The sequence below is a fragment of the Tenacibaculum sp. 1B UA genome, assembly GCF_033978845.1.
In the GTDB taxonomy this organism is placed as follows: Bacteria; Bacteroidota; Bacteroidia; order Flavobacteriales; family Flavobacteriaceae; genus Polaribacter.
In genome coordinates this window covers 52,626-72,696 of sequence record NZ_JAKVUA010000019.1, presented here as the reverse complement: position 1 = coordinate 72,696, position 20,071 = coordinate 52,626, and the positions used below count along the sequence as shown (strand labels likewise).

The window sequence follows — 20,071 nt, the reverse complement described above, 5'->3', positions numbered from 1 at the left end:
AGGTTGGTAGCCGTTAAAGTAGTAGTGGTATTGGCGATATCGGTATCGGTGGTAAAGTTATCGGTAGAACTCTCCCAGCGGATGATATTTCCTGTCTCTCCACTTAATGTCAGTGTGGTTGAGTTGGTTCCCGTACACACATTGGTGCTTCCCGCAATGCTTCCGCCTACCGAAGTAGGATCTACGGTAATGGTTGCCGTAGCCGAAGTAGCTTCCGCACAGGCCCCACTTTGTACGACCGCACGATATTGTGTGGTAGTTGTTAGGTTGGTAGCCGTTAAAGTAGTAGTGGTATTGGCGATATCGGTATCGGTGGTAAAGTTATCGGTAGAACTCTCCCAGCGGATGATATTTCCTGTCTCTCCACTTAATGTCAGTGTGGTTGAGTTGGTTCCCGTACACACATTGGTACTTCCTGCGATGCTTCCCCCAACCGAAGTAGGTATAATTGTAAGAGATACTTCATCCGAAGTTAAAGTCTGACAGGTATTAAGTGTACTGGTTACTACTAATCTATATTTATTAGTAGAAGCTGTTACTGGCGGGTTGGTTAAGGTTAATGCAGGAGTAGTTGTGTTACTATATATTCCTCCATTAGAAATATTATTCCAAGCTCCAACACCTGAAATTTGTTCTTGCCATTGATATACTAATCCTGTTGTAGTACTTGTACTACCACTATAATCAGGTGTGGTGGATGGCGCACTTCCTGTGTAACTAGTTGTACTTAAAGAGCTTGCTGTAGCTGTAAAAGTAACATTACTTCCTGAACATATAGTACTACTACTTGGTTGTGTGTCTATTTGTATTTGGGTAGCAATTATTTCATTACCTGTGGTTTCTTGTCCTTGATCACTTCCTATATCTGCTGCTCCAGAAGCATTAACAAGGTTAGGAACCCCATTACTATCTATGCCTCCTTGCCCCGCTATATCTATTCTTCCATTCCCGTCTAATTGACCCGAAGTAGCATTTTCACTTGCTTCTATTGCATCAAAACATCCATCATTATCACTATCTAAGTCTAAATGATTTGGTATTCCATCATTATCAGAATCTAAAAAACCACCACAAATTAAAGCTAAGTTAATAGGAGATTTTGTGTTTCCAGATTTTAGATCAAGTTTTAAAGATGTTGTGGTTGTTTTAACTTCCCAAGCTTCAGATGCTGAAATAGCACCTAAAGCATCAAAGTTCAAAACGCCACCAGAGTTAGAGTTAATAGTTAAATCACTATCTGGATCAGCTACTGTAAATTCTCCAGTTGAAGTTAATTCCCAAGTATCTCCTGAATCAAAATTTCCAGTTATACCAACTTCATGTTTTAAGGAAACTGTTACTGGGGATGAAAAAGTAAAAGTTGCTGTTCCTCCTTGAGTAATTAAGATATCTCCATTAGCATTACCTTGGTCTACTGTACCAGTTGTAGTAATTATTACATCTATTATTTTTTCTGTATCTTGATCATAATAAGTACCAGAGGTTAAGGTAGTTCCAATTCCTGTTAAATCTAATGGAGTTCCTGCACAAGCTAATGATTCTTCTGTGTCTAATATTCCATCATTATCATCATCTAAATCTAGCCTATCGGCTATTCCATCACCATCAGGGTCTGTTCCTGATCCATTAATAGTAATTACTAAATTGGCTGTATCAGAAGACACTCCATCAGAAATTTCATAAAAAAATGTATCTGTTAATGTTTGACCTACGAGTAAACCTGCTACTGCGGGGTTTGAAGTGTCAACAATATATTCATAGTCTCCATCTGAATTCATAACAATTGTACCGTAGGTTCCAGGATATGAAGTGTTAAGGTTAGCAGCATTGAGATTAGCTAATGATGTACCAAGTCTAATAGTAGTAACAGAACCAGAGCCTTGCCAGTAAATATCTGAAACACCAGCAATTTGCCCAAGAGGGTCAGAATCTGTAACATTAGGTCCATAATTATAACTTAATCTTAACTGATTAATTGGTTGTTCAAAAAATACATTAATATTTCCTGTAGCGTCACTAGGTATTGCACTACCTATCCCATAAAAAGTATTTCCTCCTGCATCGATTATTCCTCCAGTAGTGACATATTTGTATGAGGCATTTACTCCATTTAATGTTCCTTCAATTTTCATTTGATCTTGCCATGAACTTCCTTGTGAAAAATCAATATCTGTTAATAAAAATCCTAAATTGAATACTGGTTGATCAAAGTCTATGACTAAAACAGTGTCGTCAGTGGGATTAGTTGTACCATCTATATTATATAATAAATAACCAGTATGGCCTCCGTTGGTAGTATAGTCTACCGATTGATTAAAAGATGTACCAAATCCACCAGGGTCTAAGGTTGTAAATGAGAGACCTACACCATCTACAGTTTTAGATTTTCCATCGACGGTTTCTCCACTTGTAAAATTACTTTCCCAAAACAATGTTGATAAACCTCTGTCTACAGTATCAGAACCTCCTGTACCTGGGTCTATAATTACATTTCCTGTGGCACTTGCATCAATAAAAGCAGTTAGAGAGTCGGTATTGTCAATAGCGTCAGGAGCTTCATCTACACCATTAATTGTTATGGTTAATATACCATAATCTTTTATACCAATGGCATCAGCTACAGTATAAGAAATAATATCATCTAAACTCTCTCCGTTTCTTAAACCTGTAACAGAGGCATTTGTTTCATCTACATCATAAGTATAAGTACCATTAGCTTGTATTGTAATGTCTCCATATAAAGTAGTATAAGTGTTGTTAACAGCTGAAGGATAGACATCTACTTCTGTTACCGATATGGCGGTAGAGCCAGAATCGTTCGTTAAAACATTGCCCGTGATTGTCCCAGTTGAGTTTGCTGATATACTATTAGTTTCATCAACAACTGTTGGAGGAGTAGTGTAAATTCGTATAATGGTTTGTGCTGTAGTAGAATCTCCATTTGTGTCAAAGATGGTAATATCCATTGTGCGTACTCCATCCGTATATGGACTCTGCAGATCTCCATAAAACAAGGTGGATAAAAACGTTTCAAATTCAAAATTAGAGATTGGGTTTCCAGAGGTTTCTATAATGCTAAATGTTGTGTTTGTTAGTTGAGTTATCTGTATTGTAGAGCCTCCAATGGTATAAGTAAATGGTCCAGAAACAGGTATTTGTAACCATAATAAGTCAAAACCACCACCGTTATTAATAGCTAGCAATTCACCAAAAGGAAAATCAACAACGCCTGAAAAATTTATGGTTGCACTTAAAACCCCTGCATCTGTTGTGACTTGTGGATTTACTGTTACAGGGAATACATTAGAAGTTGTTGGTTGTAGCTGAAAATCATAGTTGTTTCCAGAGGTTATGTTATTTAGGTCTAAAGTAGGAGCGGCCATCATCATGTTAAAAGAAGAAGAGGAAAATCTTTGCCTTGTTCTACTTTTATTGACTTTAGGTGTTTTTCCTGTCAACAAAGAACTAGTTATGGAGCTAAGAGGGTTATTGGAAGAACTTAGTTTCGTATCTTGTATTGGTTTGTAAGACAAAACTTTTTTTAGGTTGCCTTTTTTTAGGTTTTCTTTTACAAATACTTGACCATTAATAGTTAAAGTAAATGTTAATAAAATTACATATAGTATGCTTTTATATATATTATAGTGAGGGAGCTTATTTTTCATATAAAGCTAATTTTTATTTAAAATAGAGTATGATACAAATAAAGAGTATGGTAAACCATATTAACCATAATTGATGGTGTGAATTATGTGTAAATTGGCTACAAAAACTATATAAAAATATATTAGAGTGTTTTTATAGTTAGTTAATTGTGGTTCGTAATTACGTGAAATTTGTATGGATATATTTTAGAGTAAATCCCATAAACTGTTTTGAAAGGATTGAAAAAACTCATTAAATATATTTTGTGTTTTTTTGAGAGTTTAGTAACTACCTCTTTTTTAAAAGTAGAGGTTTGAGTTTTACATAGAAGAATGCTAAAACCTAACGTAAACCTTACGTTAAACTTTTGAGAATAAAAGTGTTTCATGCTGGGAGACTTGGGTTTAGTTTATACTTATAATACTGTTATTTTATCTATAATTTTATTTAATGAGACAATTTAAGGGGGTAATTGCTAAAAAAAATATTTTTAAAAATATAGTATAAATATATGAAAAATATTTTAACATTTTTTTATGTTTTTTTTAATTTTTTCTTATATGAGATTTGTTTATTTATAAAAAAAAGGATAGGGTATGAGGATAAAATGTTAATTATTCTTATACAAGGGTGAAACATGTTGTTTTATGAGTATAATAAAGATTTTCTAAGCGTTTATTATTTATAACCCTATTCATGGCAGTTGGTAGTATTTCGTTTACTGAAGTCTATGGTCTAGTAAAAGGCGGACTAATATTTACTTTTGAGGGATGATTTTACTATTATCACTGTAGAGATTATGTGAACATATAACCTTATAGATAAAGAATGAAACGTAAGCTAAAGATGTTTTAAATAATCATGAAAAAGTAAGGAAGTTTATTACATATGGTGTTAAAAATATATGTGCTTAATTGTTAATGTTAAACTTTTTTTAATCTTTTGTGTTTTAGCTAATAAAGGCATTACATTTACAGATTGAAGATAATGCAACTAAATAAAAACAATGAGAAAATTATTTTTAATCCTATTACTAGCTATTGGTAGTGTTACATTTGCTCAAGTTCATGAGCCAGTAAAATGGAGTACTTCAGTAAAAAAAATATCAGATAAAGAGGCAGAGTTAGTAGCAACAGCAACAATTCAAAAAGATTGGCATTTATATTCGCAAAATATTCCAAAAGGCGGGCCAATTCCAACGCTGTTCACTTTTGAAGGAGATACTCGATATCTAAAAAAAGGAAATACTAAAGAGGAAGAAGGACACGTTGTGGATGATCCAATTTTTGAAATGAAAATTAAATATTTTGACACTAAAGCAACCTTTACTCAAAAAATTCGTTTAAAAACTACAGAAAAACTTACTGTTAAAGGGACGGTAGAATATATGGTATGTACAGGAATGAACTGTTTACCACCAAAAGAAGTAGAGTTGACTTTCAATGTAAATTAATCTCCTTACCTCAACATGATGAAAAAAATATTAGCATTTTTGCTTTGTTTTACCATTGGATTTTCGGCAATGAGCCAAATTCATAATCCAATAGAGTGGAAAACGAGTGTAGAGAAAGTTTCAAAAACAACATATAATTTAGTAAGTACAGCAACGATTCAGGGAGATTGGCATTTGTATGCTCAAGAAGTCCCGAGTGGTGGCCCAATTCCAACAACTTTTACGTATGATGATGAAGGAGGGAAAATTAAAATTGTAGGAAACACTTTAGAACCAGAAGGGAAAATTAAATTTACAACACTTTTTGGTGAAGAAGGAATGAATATTAAATCCTTTGCTAACAAAGCGGTTTTTAAGCAAAAAATAGAATTGGTTGATGCTAGCATAACTCAACTAAATACTTTTGTAGAGTTTATTGCTTGTACAGACGAAATGTGTTTACCTCCAAAAGAAGTAGACTTAGTATTTGATTTATCTAAAGCCATAGCTGTTAAAAATTCTACAGATGAAACAAAAGACACAAAGATAACAACAGAAGTAGCAACTTCAAAAGATTCTAAAAAAGAAGAAAAGAAAGGCCTTTTAGGAATTTTCTTTATAGCTTTTTTATCAGGGTTTGCAGCGCTATTAACTCCGTGTGTGTTTCCTATGATACCGATGACGGTAAGTTTTTTCACCAAACAAAGTAAAAGTAAATCACAAGGAATAAGAAATGCGGTTATCTATGGATTGTGTATTGTTGTCATCTATGTGTTGTTAGGGTCAGTAGTAACTGCAGCCTTTGGAGCAGATGCTCTAAATGCACTATCAACGAATGTATGGTTTAATATAATCTTCTTTTTAATCTTGGTGATTTTCGCAGTATCTTTTTTAGGTGCTTTTGAAATTACGTTACCTAGTTCATGGGCAACTAAGGTAGATTCTCAAGCAGATAAAGGAGGTTTAGTGGGAATCTTTTTCATGGCTTTGGCTTTAGCAATTGTTTCTTTTTCATGTACAGGGCCTATTGTAGGAACTTTGTTAGTGGAAGCAGCTTCAAAAGGAGGAGTAGCTCCTATTGTAGGAATGTTAGGGTTCTCTTCGGCTATTGCTTTACCATTTGCGTTATTTGCAGCCTTCCCAGGGTGGTTAAATTCTTTACCAAAATCAGGAGGGTGGTTAAACACCGTAAAAGTGGTACTAGGGTTTTTAGAACTAGCATTGGCATTTAAATTTTTATCAAATGCAGATTTAGTATTGCAATTACACTTGTTAGAAAGAGAAGTGTTTATTGCTATTTGGATTGCTATTTTTGGAGCGTTAGCATTTTATTTATTCGGAAAAATACAATTACCACACGATAGCCCAATCAGTCATATATCTGTAGGAAGATTAAGTTTAGGGTTAATAGTGTTATCATTTACTATATATATGGTTCCAGGATTATGGGGTGCACCATTAAACTTAATAAGTGCTTTTCCACCGCCACAACATTATAGTGAATCACCTTACGGAGTTGGGTTTACAAAACAAGCAGTTGTAAGTTCGGGAAGTCAAGAAAATGGGCATGAGAATTTACCAGAGGGAGCACATTTAATGCCTCCTCATGATATTATGTCGTTTCATGATTATGATAAAGGATTGGCCTATGCTAAAAAAGTAGGAAAACCAGTAATGTTAGATTTTACAGGTCATGCTTGTGTAAACTGTAGAAAAATGGAACAAAATGTTTGGGTAAAACCAAAAGTTTTAGACGTGTTAAAAAACAAAGTGATCTTAATTTCTTTATATGTGGATGATAAACGACCATTAGAAGAAGATGAAGTGGTTGAATCTAAGTTAAACCCAGGTAAGAAATTAAAGTATATTGGTCAAAAATGGAGTGAAATGCAAACAATAAAGTACAAAGCAAACTCACAACCATTTTATGTGTTAATGAACCATGATGAATCAAATATAATTGATCCGATAGCTTATACGCCTGATGTAGATGAATACTTTAATTGGCTTGAGAATGGGGTTGTTAATTTTAAAAAATAATTAAAAATTACCGTATAAATAAAAAGGCACTTTAGATTAATCTAAAGTGCCTTTTTGTTGAAGTAAGTTTTTATTTAAATTATATAAACTACTGTAAAAGGTTCTTTTACAGTAGGTGTTTTGAATCTATCTATAAAATTCGTACCTTTGTATGATATGGTAGATACTACACACGAGAAAAAAAATCAACGAGTTTTTACATTCAACTACCTTGTGTTCCGTAATCAATCGGACAAATTTATCCCACCAGGGTTCTAAATTAAATTTATAATAGCTTCTCTTTTTTTATGAGAAGACTCTCTAATATATAAAACACTTTGTAGAGCTATTTACCAATTAAAATAGATTTATAAAATGTTTTTTTTGACCTTACGAATATCGATTTTAGATAATCGTACACTTTTCGAAAAAGTATTCTGCATTAAAAAACAAACACCAAATAAAATAGGTTTTGTACTTACTGCTATTTAAGTTTCAATAGAAAATAACTAAAGAAGCTTATAATTATTACATACCTATTCTTTTTTATAAAATAAAAATTATGACAATAAAAACTTACGATGCATTTAATCGTATAACCCCCTTAGAAATAGAAAGAGTAACCAACTTTTTATACAAACACCTTGAAAAATATGGAGATGAAAAAACAGCAATTCGTAAAGCAATAGACTATGCTGCTAAGGAGCGAACAGGACTAGGAGGATATGTTTTTACAATAGAAGATAAAGATGATATTGTGGGAGCAGTTATAATAAATAAGACAGGAATGGATGAATATATTCCAGAAAATATTTTAGTGTATATAGCAACTCACAATGAGTATAGAGGAAAAGGCATTGGAAGGAAAATAATGACACACGCTATTGAAAATTGTAAAGGAGATATTGCTCTACATGTTGAAAAAGATAATCCAGCTAAGTTTTTGTACGAAAAGCTAGGGTTTACTACTCCGTATTTAGAAATGAGACTAAAGAGATAATATGAGACAGTTAAAAATAATAAAACAAGTTACCAATAGAGAGTCAAAATCTATTGAGAAGTACTTACAAGAAATTGGTAAGATTGATTTGATTACTGCAGATGAAGAGGTTGAATTAGCTCAAAAAATCAAAGCAGGAGACCAACGAGCATTGGAAACCTTGGTAAATGCTAACTTACGTTTTGTTGTATCTGTAGCAAAGCAATATCAAAATCAAGGGTTACGGCTTTCTGATTTAATTAATGAAGGGAATATAGGTTTGGTAAAAGCAGCAAAACGTTTTGATGAAACACGTGGATTTAAGTTTATATCGTATGCAGTTTGGTGGATACGTCAGTCTATTTTACAAGCTTTGGCAGAGCAGTCTCGTGTAGTTCGTTTGCCATTGAATAAAATAGGAAGTATTAGTAAAATTAACAAGGCAGTTTCTAAGTTAGAGCAAAGCAATGAACGCATGCCTACACCAGAAGAAATTGCAAAAGTTTTAGATATGACAGTTTCTGATGTAAAACAGTCTATGAAAAACTCAGGAAGGCATGTTTCTATGGACGCACCTTTAAAAGAAGGAGAAACATCAAATTTATATGATGTTATGAGAGCTTCAGAAGCTCCTAGGCCAGACAAAGACTTAATACAAGAGTCATTACGATTAGAAATTAGCAGAAGTTTAGAAACGCTTTCTCCAAGAGAATCAGATATTATAAAATTATTTTATGGTCTAGGAAACTACCGACCTATGAGCCTTACTGAAATAGGAGAAACATTTGATTTAACAAGAGAGCGAGTGCGTCAAATTAAAGAAAAAGGAATTAGAAGATTGAAACAAAAATCAAGAACTAAAGTATTACAAACTTATTTAGGTTAGCTTCAGTTTTATTCAATTGACTCAAAATATGAGTTAAGTAGTAATTAAAAAAAAGAATACACAAAACCATCTGTAAGCAGAAGGGAGCAATTAAAAAAGGCTCAATACAAAGAGCAATTTTTAGTAGAGAAGGAAAAATAAGATATGGACATACACATTATTGATCTATTAATTTTTATAGTATATTTAGTTTTTATGCTTGGAGTAGGAGTATATTTCATGAATAAAAACAAATCAAAAGACGATTACTATGTAGGAGGAAGGAACATGTCAGCAGGTCATATAGGATTATCTGTTGTTGCGACTGATGTAGGAGGAGGGTTTTCTATAGGGTTAGGAGGCCTGGGTTTTTTAATGGGACTCTCTGGTAGTTGGATGCTTTTTACAGGATTATTAGGTGCTTGGATTAGCGCCGTTTTTTTAATTCCAAAAGTATACCCTATAGCTAAAAAACATCATTTTTTAACGTTTCCAGAATCTTTAGCCTTTCACTACAATGCTAAAGTAGCATTAATGGCGGGAATTATTTCGTTAATAGGTTACATTGGTTTTACCAGTTCACAAATTTTGGCAGGAGCAAAATTAGCATCAGCTACATTTCCATCAATATCCATAACAAAAGCAGTTTTAATTATGGGAGTAATAGCTGTTGTATATACAGTTATTGGAGGAATAAAAGCAGTGATTTACACAGATACTATTCAGTGGATAATTCTTATGGTAGGTTTGATAGGTATTGGAATTCCTATTGGTTATATGGAAATAGGAGGATGGAACGGGATTCAAGAAATATTACCTGATAGTTTTTTATCATTAACAAATGTTACGTTTATTGATATGTTTAACTGGATAATAACCATAGTACCCATTTGGTTTGTTGGAATGACTTTATATCAACGAATTTATGCCTGTAAAGATGAAAAAACAGCAAAAAAAGCTTGGAGAATAGCAGGATTGTTTGAATATCCAATAATGGCATTTATGGGGGTTGCCTTAGGGTTATTTTCAAGAGTAGCCTACGAACAAGGAATGTTTGCAAGTATAGGATATGCACCAGGAGTAGAATTGGATGCAGAACTAGGTCTTCCGTTATTATTAAGAAGTATTTTACCAGTAGGATTAATGGGGTTAATGATGTCGGCTTATTTTTCGGCAATTATGTCTACAGCTGATAGTTGTTTAATGGCAGCTTCAGGAAACTTAACTACAGATATTTTTGGATATTTTAAGAAAAGTATCAGTATAAAAAATTCACAATTAATAACCTTTTTAATAGGAGGTTTAGCGATTGTATTGGCAACAAAAATGCAAAATGTATTAGAGCTGATGTTGTATTCATATGCTTTTATGGTATCAGGTTTGTTAGTTCCTGTTTTAGGAACTTTATTACTAAAAAGGCCATCACCACTTGCCGCTTTTTATGCTATGATTTCAGGAGGGCTTACCACTTTATTATTAATTATCTTAGAGGTAAAATTACCTTTTGGTTTAGATGCAAATTTCTTTGGAATTACATTATCAGCCATTGTGTTTTCAACAATTCAGTTAATTAACAGCCAAAAAAAATGGAAAGCCTAAAGGAAGCTTTAGAGAAGATAAGAAAAGAATTACATACCTTTCCTGAAGTTTCTGAAGAAGAATATGAAACTAAGAAAAGAATACAAACTTTTTTAGAAGAGGATACTTCTTGTGAGATACTACCAGTGGCTAATACAGGATTATTAGCAATCTTCAATGGAAAAAAAGAGGGGAAAACAGTTATGCTAAGGGCTGATATTGATGCGTTGCCTATTCAAGAAGTAAACACTTTTAAACATAAATCTGTAAATAAAGGAGTTTCGCATAAATGCGGACATGATGGGCATACAACAATTTTACTTGGAGTTGCAAAACTACTTACAGAAAAACCGTTGCACAAAGGAAAAGTACTATTGCTTTTTCAACCTTCAGAAGAAAATGGAAGAGGGGCACAGTCGGTTTTAAAAGATTTTTATTTTCAGCAATTTAATATTGATTATGCTTTCGCGCTACACAATTTACCAGGTTTTACCAAACAAGAAATCGTTGTAAAAGAAAATGAATTTACAAGTAATGTAAAAAGTGTTGTAATTAGTTTAGAAGGGAGAACAGCGCATGCAGCAGAGCCAGAAAAAGGATTTAATCCAGCTAATGCAATCGCTGAAATTCTTCATTTTGTAAAACATGAAACTAAAAATGTACCTGAAGATTCTGATTTTTTCTTGGCTACCCCCGTGCATATAATTATGGGAGAAAAAGCCTACGGAGTATCAGCAGGATATGGAGAGGTACATCTTACTTTACGAAGTTGGAGTACACGTTTAATGAAAGAAAAACAGAATAACCTCAAACAATTACTTCAAAAGATTGAAGAGAAAGAAAGGTTGAGTATTAATACTTCTTGGTTTGAAGAGTTTTATGCAAATAAAAACAACAAAGAAGCTGTTGAGTATATAAAAAAGGCAGCGGAACAACTAAATTTATCAATTAATGAAATAAATACTCCGTTTAAATGGGGAGAAGATTTCGGGTTGTTTACACAGCAATACAAAGGAGCTATGTTTGGTCTGGGAGCAGGAAAGAATACCCCAGCGCTGCATAATCCAGATTATGATTTTCCTGATGAAATAACAGTTACAGGAGCACAACTATTTTATAATATTTTAAAAGAAGTTCAATAATAATGACGCATACATCGTATTTAGAATTATCTGAATCAGCAATAAAAAATAATATTAACTTTATACGTGGAATAATAGGAGATAATACTGTTTTTTCATCTGTAGTAAAAGGAAATGCTTACGGTCATGGAATAAAAACCTACTGTATGTTGGCATATAAGTATGGTGTAAGACATTTTAGTGTTTCTGATGCAAATGAGGCTTTTGATGTAAAAAAAACACTACCTTTTGAAGATGTAACGATTATGATAATGGGAATGATTGAAAACAGTCAGCTACCATGGGCTATAGAAAATGAAATAGAGTTTTTTGTTTTTGAACTAGACAGACTAGAAAAAACAATTGAAGCGGCAAAAAAAGTAAAAAGAAAAGCCAAAGTTCATATAGAAATTGAAACGGGAATGAATAGAACAGGATTTGTTCCTAAGGAAGTTGTAAAAATTCTTAATTACGTTGAAAAACAAAAAGAATTTGTTGATGTAAAAGGAATTTGTTCTCATTTAGCAGGAGCAGAAAGCATTTCAAACTATAAAAGAATAACTGATCAAAAGAAAAAATTTAAAAATGTAAGAAAGAGAGTAAAAGATCTTGATTTGTTTAATCCAACATACCATTTAGCAAGTTCAGCAGCTACAATCCGCTACCCAACAACAAGGTTAGATTTGGTAAGAGTAGGTATTTTACAGTTTGGGTTTTTTCCTACAAAAGAAATATTGGTGCACTACTTAACCAAAGAAAAAATAGTAGAAAATCCGTTAAAAAGAATAATATCTTGGAAAACAGAAGTAATGGATGTTAAAACCATAAAAGCAGGTCAGTTTATTGGTTATGGTACATCGTATTTTACAAACCAAGAAACTAAGATAGCAATTATTCCTGTGGGATATTCTTCAGGGTATAGCCGCTCTTTAAGTAATAAAGGAAAAGTTTTAATAAGAGGACAAAGACATAAAATAGTAGGAACGATTAACATGAATATGATGGCGGTAGATATAACACATGCCGATATTATAGAAAAAGGTGATGAAGTTGTATTAATAGGAAGTCAAGGAGATGTTGAACTGACAGTTTCATCATTCAACGATTCAATACAAATCATTAATTATGAATTACTAACACGACTTCCTGAAAATTTACCAAGAATAATAACAAAATAATTATGGCAGAATTAATTATATATTCTGAAAGAATAAAAGATAATATAAAAAAGTTAAGTAGCTTTTTTGAAAAAAATCATATTGAATGGAGTTTGGTAACAAAAGTATTTTCAGGTGATAAAACATTCTTAAAAGCAATTCTAACACCTGATGTAACAGAAAAAATTAACTCGATAGGAGACTCTAGGTTAACAAGTTTACGAAACTTAAGAGAAGTAAATCCAGATTTACGAACGATATATATCAAACCTCCTGCAAATATCTATGCTGATGATGTAGTAGAGTATGCTGATATTTCTTTGAATAGTTCCTTATCTACTATAGAGTCACTAAATGAAGCAGCTAAGAAGAAAAATAAAATTCATAAAATCATTATTATGATTGAAATGGGTGAGCTAAGAGAAGGGGTAAAAAGAGATGATATTTTAAGTTTTTATGAAAAAGTATTTAACTTATCTAATATTGAAGTAATAGGTATAGGGTCGAATTTAGGATGTATGTATGGTGTAGAACCTACGTATGATAAGTTGTTACAGTTATCATTATATAAAGAACTTATTTCAGCAAAATTCAATAAAGATTTAAAGTATGTTTCTGGCGGAACATCAATTACGTTGCCATTGGTAGAAAATAAAGTTGTTCCAAAAGACATTAACCACTTTAGAATAGGAGAAGCAGCGTTTTTTGGGGTAAGCCCACTAGAAAATAAACGATTTAAGAATTTACATACTGAAACATTTGAGTTTTATGCTAATGTAATAGAGTTAGAAAAGAAAAAAATAGTGCCTGATGGTGTTATTAGTGAAGCAAGTATTGGTCACACTTCAGAGTACGATGAAAGTGATATACAAGAAACATCTTACAAAGCTATTTTAGATTTTGGATTATTAGATGTTGATAAAGATGATATTGAAGTAGAAGATAAAGATATTTCTTTTGTTGGAATTACTTCAGATATGATGGTGATTGATGTAGGGCTTAATAAAAATAAATCAGGAAAAACAAAATATAAAGTAGGTGATAAGGTTAAGTTTAAACTTAGTTATATGGGAGTTGCTAGACTTTTGATTTCTAAGTTTATAGATAAAGTTTACATAAAAAAGATTTAAAAGTCTGTTTTTTTATTGTTTGTTTTAAAAAAAACTCAAGAGCTATTATTTTAGTTTCTTGAGTTTTTAATTTAGTTAAAACGTTCAACATTAAAAGGAGTAATATCTAAGCCTGTTTTTTTATTAGCAATAATTTCAGACACTAATTTTCCAGTAGCAGGTCCTAAACTCCACCCCATCATAGCGTGTCCGGCAGCTATAGTTACATTTTTAATTTTTGAAACTCTACCAATGTATGGTAACCCATCAGGAGAGCATGGGCGCAAGCCACTCTCAACCTTATCTATTTCTTTTTGACTGATGTTTAAATTGCTGTAATAACTATTACTAGCATTAACTATAGCATGTACTCTCTTCTTATTTATTTTGTTATTGATACCAGCAATTTCCATCATACCTCCAAAACGTGTAAAGCCATTCATTGGAGTTACTGCAACCTTAGCTTCTGTTAAAATAGCAGGGATAGTAATACCTGTATTGTTTTTCACATTAATACGATAACCTTTACCAGCCTGAACAGGAATATTGATGCCTAATTTTTTAGCTAGTTTTTGTGTCCAAGACCCGGTGGTTAAAATAAATTCATCAGCAACAATAATGCTTTTTTTTGTACTAATTGATTTTACTGTATTGTTAGAAATATGAAAATCTAGAACTTCTTCATTAGACAAAAAGGTAACATTATTTTGTTCTAAATACTGTTTCAATTGTTTCATGTATTCACTAGGAGTCATATGAGCATCAGAATGGTAGTACACAGCTCCTTTAATATTCAGTTGAATATTAGGCTCTAATTTTTGAGTTTCTTCTCGGGTTAAATGTTCAACCTTTAATCCTTCTTTTATACCAAGTTTGCCAACATTCCATTCTTCTTCCCCCATTTTATCAGTTTTATAATACATCATCAATCCTTTATGTTGATAGTGGAAGTCAAAATCTTTTGAAGCTTTAATTTCTTCATATAGTTCTCTGCTGAACAAATTAATGTCTTTAATAACAGGAATAGAAGCAGCGACTTTTTTATGTGTTGCTGATTTTTTAAAAAACCAAGCCCATTGTAAGAAGTCATAATTTAAACGAGGTTTAATAGATAATGGACTGGTAGAACTGAGCATCCATTTTAAACCCTTTGTAATCATTCCTGGAGCAGCCAAAGAAACGATATGGCTGGGAGTAATAATACCTGCATTAGTAAATGAAGCTCCTGATGAAAAATCTGATTTTTCAATAACAGTTACTTTGTGTCCTTCTTTTTGAAGGTAATATGCGGAACTTAAACCTATAATTCCACCACCGATAATGATAATTTCTTTATTCATAAAAGAATCTCCCGACTATGCTCGAGATGGCATGTTGTTGATTATATAATATTAAATAACTTGAAAGCCATGGGCATAAGGATCATCTTCATCATCGATAAAAATAGTATTGTGTCCGTATACTTTTGCCCATCCTTGAATACTTGGAATAATGGCTAGTTTACCATCTAAAGTAGTTTCTTTTTCTACTCGACCAATAAATTTACTTCCAATAAAACTTTCATGAATAAATTCTTTTCCAAGTTGTAGTTTTCCTTTAGCGTATAATTGTGCTAAACGAGCCGAGGTTCCAGTACCACATGGACTTCTATCTATCGCTTTGTCACCATAAAAAACGGCATTTCTTCCAGAAGAACTAGGATCAATAGGGTTGCCTGTCCATAACATATGAGTTACATCTCTAATAGTATCATTTTCTGGATGAATAAATTGATTAGGATATTTTTCATTGATTCGCTCTCTAACTACTTGTGAGTATTGAATAATTTTAGAAGCAGTAAAATCGTGAATTCCTGAAAAGTTTTTTTGAGGATCTACAATTGCATAATAATTTCCGCCGTAGGCAACATCAAAAGTAATTTCTCCTAATTCAGGACAATCTATTGTTAAACCTTCAGAAGCTAAATAGCTTTTTACATTAGTTAACCGAACCCAGTCTACCTTTTTACCAGTTTGCTGATATTCAATTTCAACCAATCCAGCTGGTGCTTCCATTTTAATTTTCCCAGGAACTTTAGGAGTTACTAAACCTTCTTCAATAGCAATAGTAATGGTTCCAATAGTTCCATGTCCACACATAGGCAAACACCCAGAGGTTTCAATAAATAAAATAGCAAAATCATTTTCTGGATTATGAGGAGGAAATAAGATGCTACCACTCATCATATCATGACCACGAGGTTCAAACATCAGCCCTTTTCGAATCCAATCGTATTCTTTTAGAAAGTGTTGACGTTTTTCACTCATGTTGGCACCTACTAAGTTTGGACCGCCACCAGTAACTACCCTAACAGGGTTTCCACAAGTATGTGCATCAACGCAAAAAAAAGTTTTTTTCATCTTAAATTGAATGGCCAGCTTGTATTCTGTAGTAGAAAAAACCCTTCAAATTTTTCTATTTTGGAAAGACGAAGCTGGCTTTATTTCAATTTCTTTAGATGCACCAAAAGTAAGACTTTGTACTCAGAGATTTTCTAAAGAAATTATTAAATTTTGTTATATTATTTCTTCTTTTGTTAGTGTACCGTTAACAGAACGTAAAATATGCAAAGGGTTTTCATTTTTCAGTTCCTCAGGTAATATATGGTTAGGCCAATCTTGATAACTGAAAGGGCGTACCCAACGTTTAATTGAATTAACTCCTACTGCTGTAAATCGACTATCTGTTGATGCAGGATAAGGACCTCCATGAACCATTGAAGGACAAACTTCTACTCCAGTAGGCACACCGTTAAAAATAATTCTTCCAACTCTGTTTTGTATGGCAGCAATTACAGTTGGATAGTTTGCGACTTCATTAGTATCAGAAATTACTGTTCCAGTAAGTTGTCCTTCTAAGGTTGAAATAATTTCTTCTAATTGCTCTTCGTTTTCACATTGAACAATTATAGAGTACGGTCCAAAAACTTCTTGATGTAAGGTTGGATTATTTAAAAATGTTTTTCCTTCAACAGTTGTAACTACTTGCGAAGCATAGTTAGTTTGCGTTTTTTCTTCATATTTAGCCACTATAGTTAAACCTTCTTGAGTTAGAGCTTTGGTTTTATTGCTCTCATAAGCTCCAACAATATTTGGATGTAGCATACAAGTAGGGTTGATTTCTACAATTTTATGTGCTAGTGAATTGATGAAGCTTGTTAAGTTTTCTCCTTTTAAACCTAAAATTAAACCAGGATTTGTACAAAATTGCCCTGTACCTAATGTAATAGAACTAGCATAAGTAGTGGCTAAGCTTTCTGCTCTGTTTTTTAATGCTTGAGGGAGCATAATTACCGGATTAATACTTCCCATTTCAGCAAACACTGGAATTGGTTCTTCGCGTTTTGCAGCCAAGTCTAACAAAGCTCTACCACCGCGAATACTTCCTGTAAATCCAACTGCCTTCACCTTTGGATGCACAACTAACTGTTGTCCTACTTCAATACCACTGGAATTTAAGTTAGAAAAAACACCATTAGGCATTCCTGTTTTCTCAGCGGCTTTACTAATTACTGAAGCTATAAGTTCACCTGTACCTGCATGCATTGGATGCGACTTTACTATTACAGGGCAACCAGCAGCTAATGCAGAAGCAGTGTCTCCGCCAGCTGTAGAATAGGCAAGAGGAAAATTACTAGCACCAAAAACAACTACAGGGCCTAATGGAATATTCATTTTACGCAGGTCAGATTTTGGATTTGGTTCTCTATCTGGAATAGCGGTGTCAATAGTAGCTTCTACCCATGAGCCCTCTTCTACTAAATCGGCAAAAGAGCGCAATTGAAATATGGTTCTTCCTCGTTCTCCTTTTGCACGTCCTTCTGGTAATCCGGATTCTAAACAATACGTTTGTATTAACTCTTCGTCTAAGGCTAAAATTTCATCAGCAATAGCGTTTAAAAATTCAGATTTTCTCTTGCCAGAAATTGTTCTATACTCTTTAAATGCTTTTGAAGCTAAATTGACAGCTTTATTTATTTCTTCTTGAGTTGCTTCAGTAAAAACGTGTTTATTTTCCTGATTCAATTCAGGGTTGAATGTTTTATACGTTTTATTTCCTGATGCGATTAATTGACGTCCTATATAATTTTTTCCTGTAATCATATTCAATGAATTAATGAGTAAATGATGAAATTTTAAATAGCTAACAATTTATAATCAGGTAGTGTTGGTCTGTTTTTTAAACCAGTTTCTATTACGTTTAAAACATGTTTACGCTCTTCACCAATTAAAGGTAATCTAGGAGCTCGTACGTTTTCAGTACCAATACCTGTAGCTACTTCTGCTAGTTTAATATTTTGTACTAATTTAGGGTTTATATCTAACTCTAACAACGGTAAAAACCAACGGTAAATCTCTAAAGCTTCTTGTATGCGACCTGCTTTTTGTAACTCGTAAATAGCAACTGTTTCTTTAGGAAAAGCACAAACTAAACCAGCAATCCACCCATCAGCTCCCATTAATAAGCTTTCTAAAGCTAACGTATCAACACCAGTCATTATTTTTAATCGGTCACCAAAACGGTTTTTAATTCTTGTAACGTTAGAGATATTTCTAGTAGATTCTTTAACTGCTTCAATATTGTCACATTTTAATAATTCGTTAAACATGTCTAGCGTAACCTCAATTTTATAATCAACAGGATTATTATAGACCATAATTGGAAGTGAAGTATTGTTTGCAACTGCTTTGAAGTATTCAACGGTTTCTCTATCTCCAGATTTATAACGCATAGGTGGCAGCATCATTAATCCTTTTGCTCCATCCTCTTCAGCTTTTTGAGCTGCTTCAATAGCTCCTTTAGTGGTTTGTTCTGCTATATTTATTAGAACAGGAACCTGATTATTTACAAGATTGACAGTAGTTTTTGTCAATGTTCTTTTTTCTTCATCACATAGTGTACTGGCTTCTCCTAAAGTACCACCTAATACTATTCCATGAACGCCAGCATCAAGCTGTGCTTTTATATTTACTTCAAACATGTTTAAGTCTAAAGTATCATCGTTTGTAAACTTTGTAGTTACTGCAGGCATTACACCTTTCCAATTTATACTCATTGTAATACTATTTTTTGTTGCAAAGTTATAGGGAAGAGAGCGTGGGCTTTAACTTCAAATTATCATATAACAATACTATATTACCATATATAATCTTTTTATGGCTTTATATTAATAGTATTTGCATATTTTTGAATTAGAATAGTAGTTTTACCAATGAAAGTTTTACCTTTTAAAATACCAAAAACTCAAAATATTGGATTGATTTATCAGGAAGATAAAGAGCAATATTTTTATGATAAACTTCATCAGCACGAAGAAATACAGTTATGCGTGATAGTTAAAGGTGAGGGAACATTAGTTGTGGGTGATACTATTAATAAATATTCGTCTGGAGATGTTTTAGTTATAGGAAGTAACCTGCCACATGTTTTTAAAAGTGACGCTTCTGTTATTAAAAAGTCTTTTATGATTTCATTATTTTTTACAAGAGGTTCTTTCGGAAAGGACTTTTTTTTACTGGATGATTTTAAAGAGTTAATTCCTTTTTTTGAAAAATCAACATCAGGATTTAAACTCATTGAAAATAAAGATAAAGTGATGAAGATTTTTTTAGATTTACAAAAATCAAACAATCTTAATCGCTTTATCGGACTACTTCAAGTTTTAAAAATAGTAGTAAACTCAAAAACAGTTGAGCTGGCGAATTTTGTTTATCCGAAGAGGTATACAGATAACGAAGGAAAGAGGATGCGTAATGTAATGGATTTTACAATGAATAACTTTGAGAAGAGTATAGATTTATATAAAATAGCAGAAAAAGCGAACATGACACCTAATGCTTTTTGTAGGTATTTTAAACAGCGAACTAATAAGACGTACTTTACCTTTTTAAATGAACTACGTATTGAAAATGCGTGTAAGTTATTAAACTCAGGAAATACATTATCGATAAGTGAGATAGCTTACCAATGCGGTTTTAATAACCTATCTAATTTTAATCGAAAATTTAAAGAAATTAAAGCAATTAGTCCATCAAAATATAGAAAAAATTCGGGTTTTAAGTAGTTAGCTTGTTGTATTATAGTAAGAAAACATATATATTCTTAAAATATATAAAAACTGTTGATT

The 20,071-nt window shown here is 32.6% G+C and carries 14 protein-coding genes; 9 read left to right on the top strand and 5 right to left on the bottom strand.

The genetic code is table 11. The features are described 5' to 3' along the window. A partial coding sequence (locus MK851_RS13330; protein ID WP_320244344.1) for a VCBS domain-containing protein occupies nt 1-3,665 on the bottom strand: 3,665 nt, incomplete at its 3' end. A gap of 986 nt (nt 3,666-4,651) precedes the next feature. Between MK851_RS13330 and MK851_RS13325 the strand changes: the two genes are divergently transcribed. The 8 genes from MK851_RS13325 to MK851_RS13290 all read left to right on the top strand — a co-directional run bounded on the left by MK851_RS13325 (nt 4,652) and on the right by MK851_RS13290 (nt 13,926). Further along, nucleotides 4,652-5,098 (top strand): protein-disulfide reductase DsbD domain-containing protein, encoded by a 447-nt coding sequence (locus MK851_RS13325; protein ID WP_303509545.1) that lies wholly within the window; start codon nt 4,652-4,654, stop codon nt 5,096-5,098. Between the two features lie 18 nt (nt 5,099-5,116). Then, on the top strand, nt 5,117-7,117 hold the full coding sequence (locus MK851_RS13320; protein WP_320244343.1) for a protein-disulfide reductase DsbD family protein: 2,001 nt from the start codon (nt 5,117-5,119) through the stop codon (nt 7,115-7,117). Nucleotides 7,118-7,658: 541 nt separating this feature from the next. Further along, nucleotides 7,659-8,096: a GNAT family N-acetyltransferase gene (locus MK851_RS13315; RefSeq protein ID WP_115900044.1), complete on the top strand. Its 438-nt coding sequence runs from the start codon at nt 7,659-7,661 to the stop codon at nt 8,094-8,096. A 1-nt stretch (nt 8,097) separates the two neighbouring features. Then, entirely contained in the window at nt 8,098-8,961 is an 864-nt protein-coding gene (locus tag MK851_RS13310) for an RNA polymerase sigma factor RpoD/SigA (protein WP_320244342.1), read from the top strand. A 144-nt stretch (nt 8,962-9,105) separates the two neighbouring features. Next, nucleotides 9,106-10,539, top strand: coding sequence for a sodium:solute symporter family protein (locus MK851_RS13305; RefSeq protein ID WP_320244341.1), 1,434 nt, complete (start codon nt 9,106-9,108; stop codon nt 10,537-10,539). Next, the gene (locus MK851_RS13300) at nt 10,527-11,660 is read left to right on the top strand and encodes an amidohydrolase (protein ID WP_320244340.1); all 1,134 of its coding nucleotides are present in this window, start codon (nt 10,527-10,529) and stop codon (nt 11,658-11,660) included. Before MK851_RS13305 ends, MK851_RS13300 begins: the two co-directional genes overlap by 13 nt. Nucleotides 11,661-11,662: 2 nt before the next feature. Continuing rightward, entirely contained in the window at nt 11,663-12,817 is a 1,155-nt protein-coding gene (gene alr / locus MK851_RS13295; RefSeq protein ID WP_320244339.1) for an alanine racemase, read from the top strand. Between the two features lie 2 nt (nt 12,818-12,819). After that, nucleotides 12,820-13,926, top strand: a complete 1,107-nt coding sequence (locus MK851_RS13290; RefSeq protein ID WP_303509567.1) for an alanine racemase — start codon at nt 12,820-12,822, stop codon at nt 13,924-13,926. Between the two features lie 71 nt (nt 13,927-13,997). Here MK851_RS13290 and MK851_RS13285 read toward each other — a convergent pair whose 3' ends face one another. The 4 genes from MK851_RS13285 to MK851_RS13270 all read right to left on the bottom strand — a co-directional run bounded on the left by MK851_RS13285 (nt 13,998) and on the right by MK851_RS13270 (nt 19,000). Then, nucleotides 13,998-15,245: an NAD(P)/FAD-dependent oxidoreductase gene (locus tag MK851_RS13285; RefSeq protein WP_320244338.1), complete on the bottom strand. Its 1,248-nt coding sequence runs from the start codon at nt 15,243-15,245 to the stop codon at nt 13,998-14,000. Between the two features lie 51 nt (nt 15,246-15,296). Then, complete coding sequence (locus MK851_RS13280) at nt 15,297-16,304, bottom strand: 4-hydroxyproline epimerase (protein ID WP_303509573.1); 1,008 nt, start codon at nt 16,302-16,304, stop codon at nt 15,297-15,299. 156 nt (nt 16,305-16,460) lie between these two features. Beyond that, nucleotides 16,461-18,047, bottom strand: coding sequence for an aldehyde dehydrogenase (NADP(+)) (locus MK851_RS13275; protein ID WP_320244337.1), 1,587 nt, complete (start codon nt 18,045-18,047; stop codon nt 16,461-16,463). 32 nt (nt 18,048-18,079) lie between these two features. After that, entirely contained in the window at nt 18,080-19,000 is a 921-nt protein-coding gene (locus tag MK851_RS13270) for a dihydrodipicolinate synthase family protein (RefSeq protein WP_320244336.1), read from the bottom strand. 156 nt (nt 19,001-19,156) lie between these two features. Here MK851_RS13270 and MK851_RS13265 point away from each other — a divergent pair, with 156 nt between their 5' ends. Further along, nucleotides 19,157-20,008 carry an AraC family transcriptional regulator gene (locus MK851_RS13265; protein WP_303509580.1) on the top strand — a complete coding sequence of 284 codons (852 nt, stop codon included), beginning with the start codon at nt 19,157-19,159 and terminating at the stop codon, nt 20,006-20,008. Nucleotides 20,009-20,071: the final 63 nt, after the last annotated feature.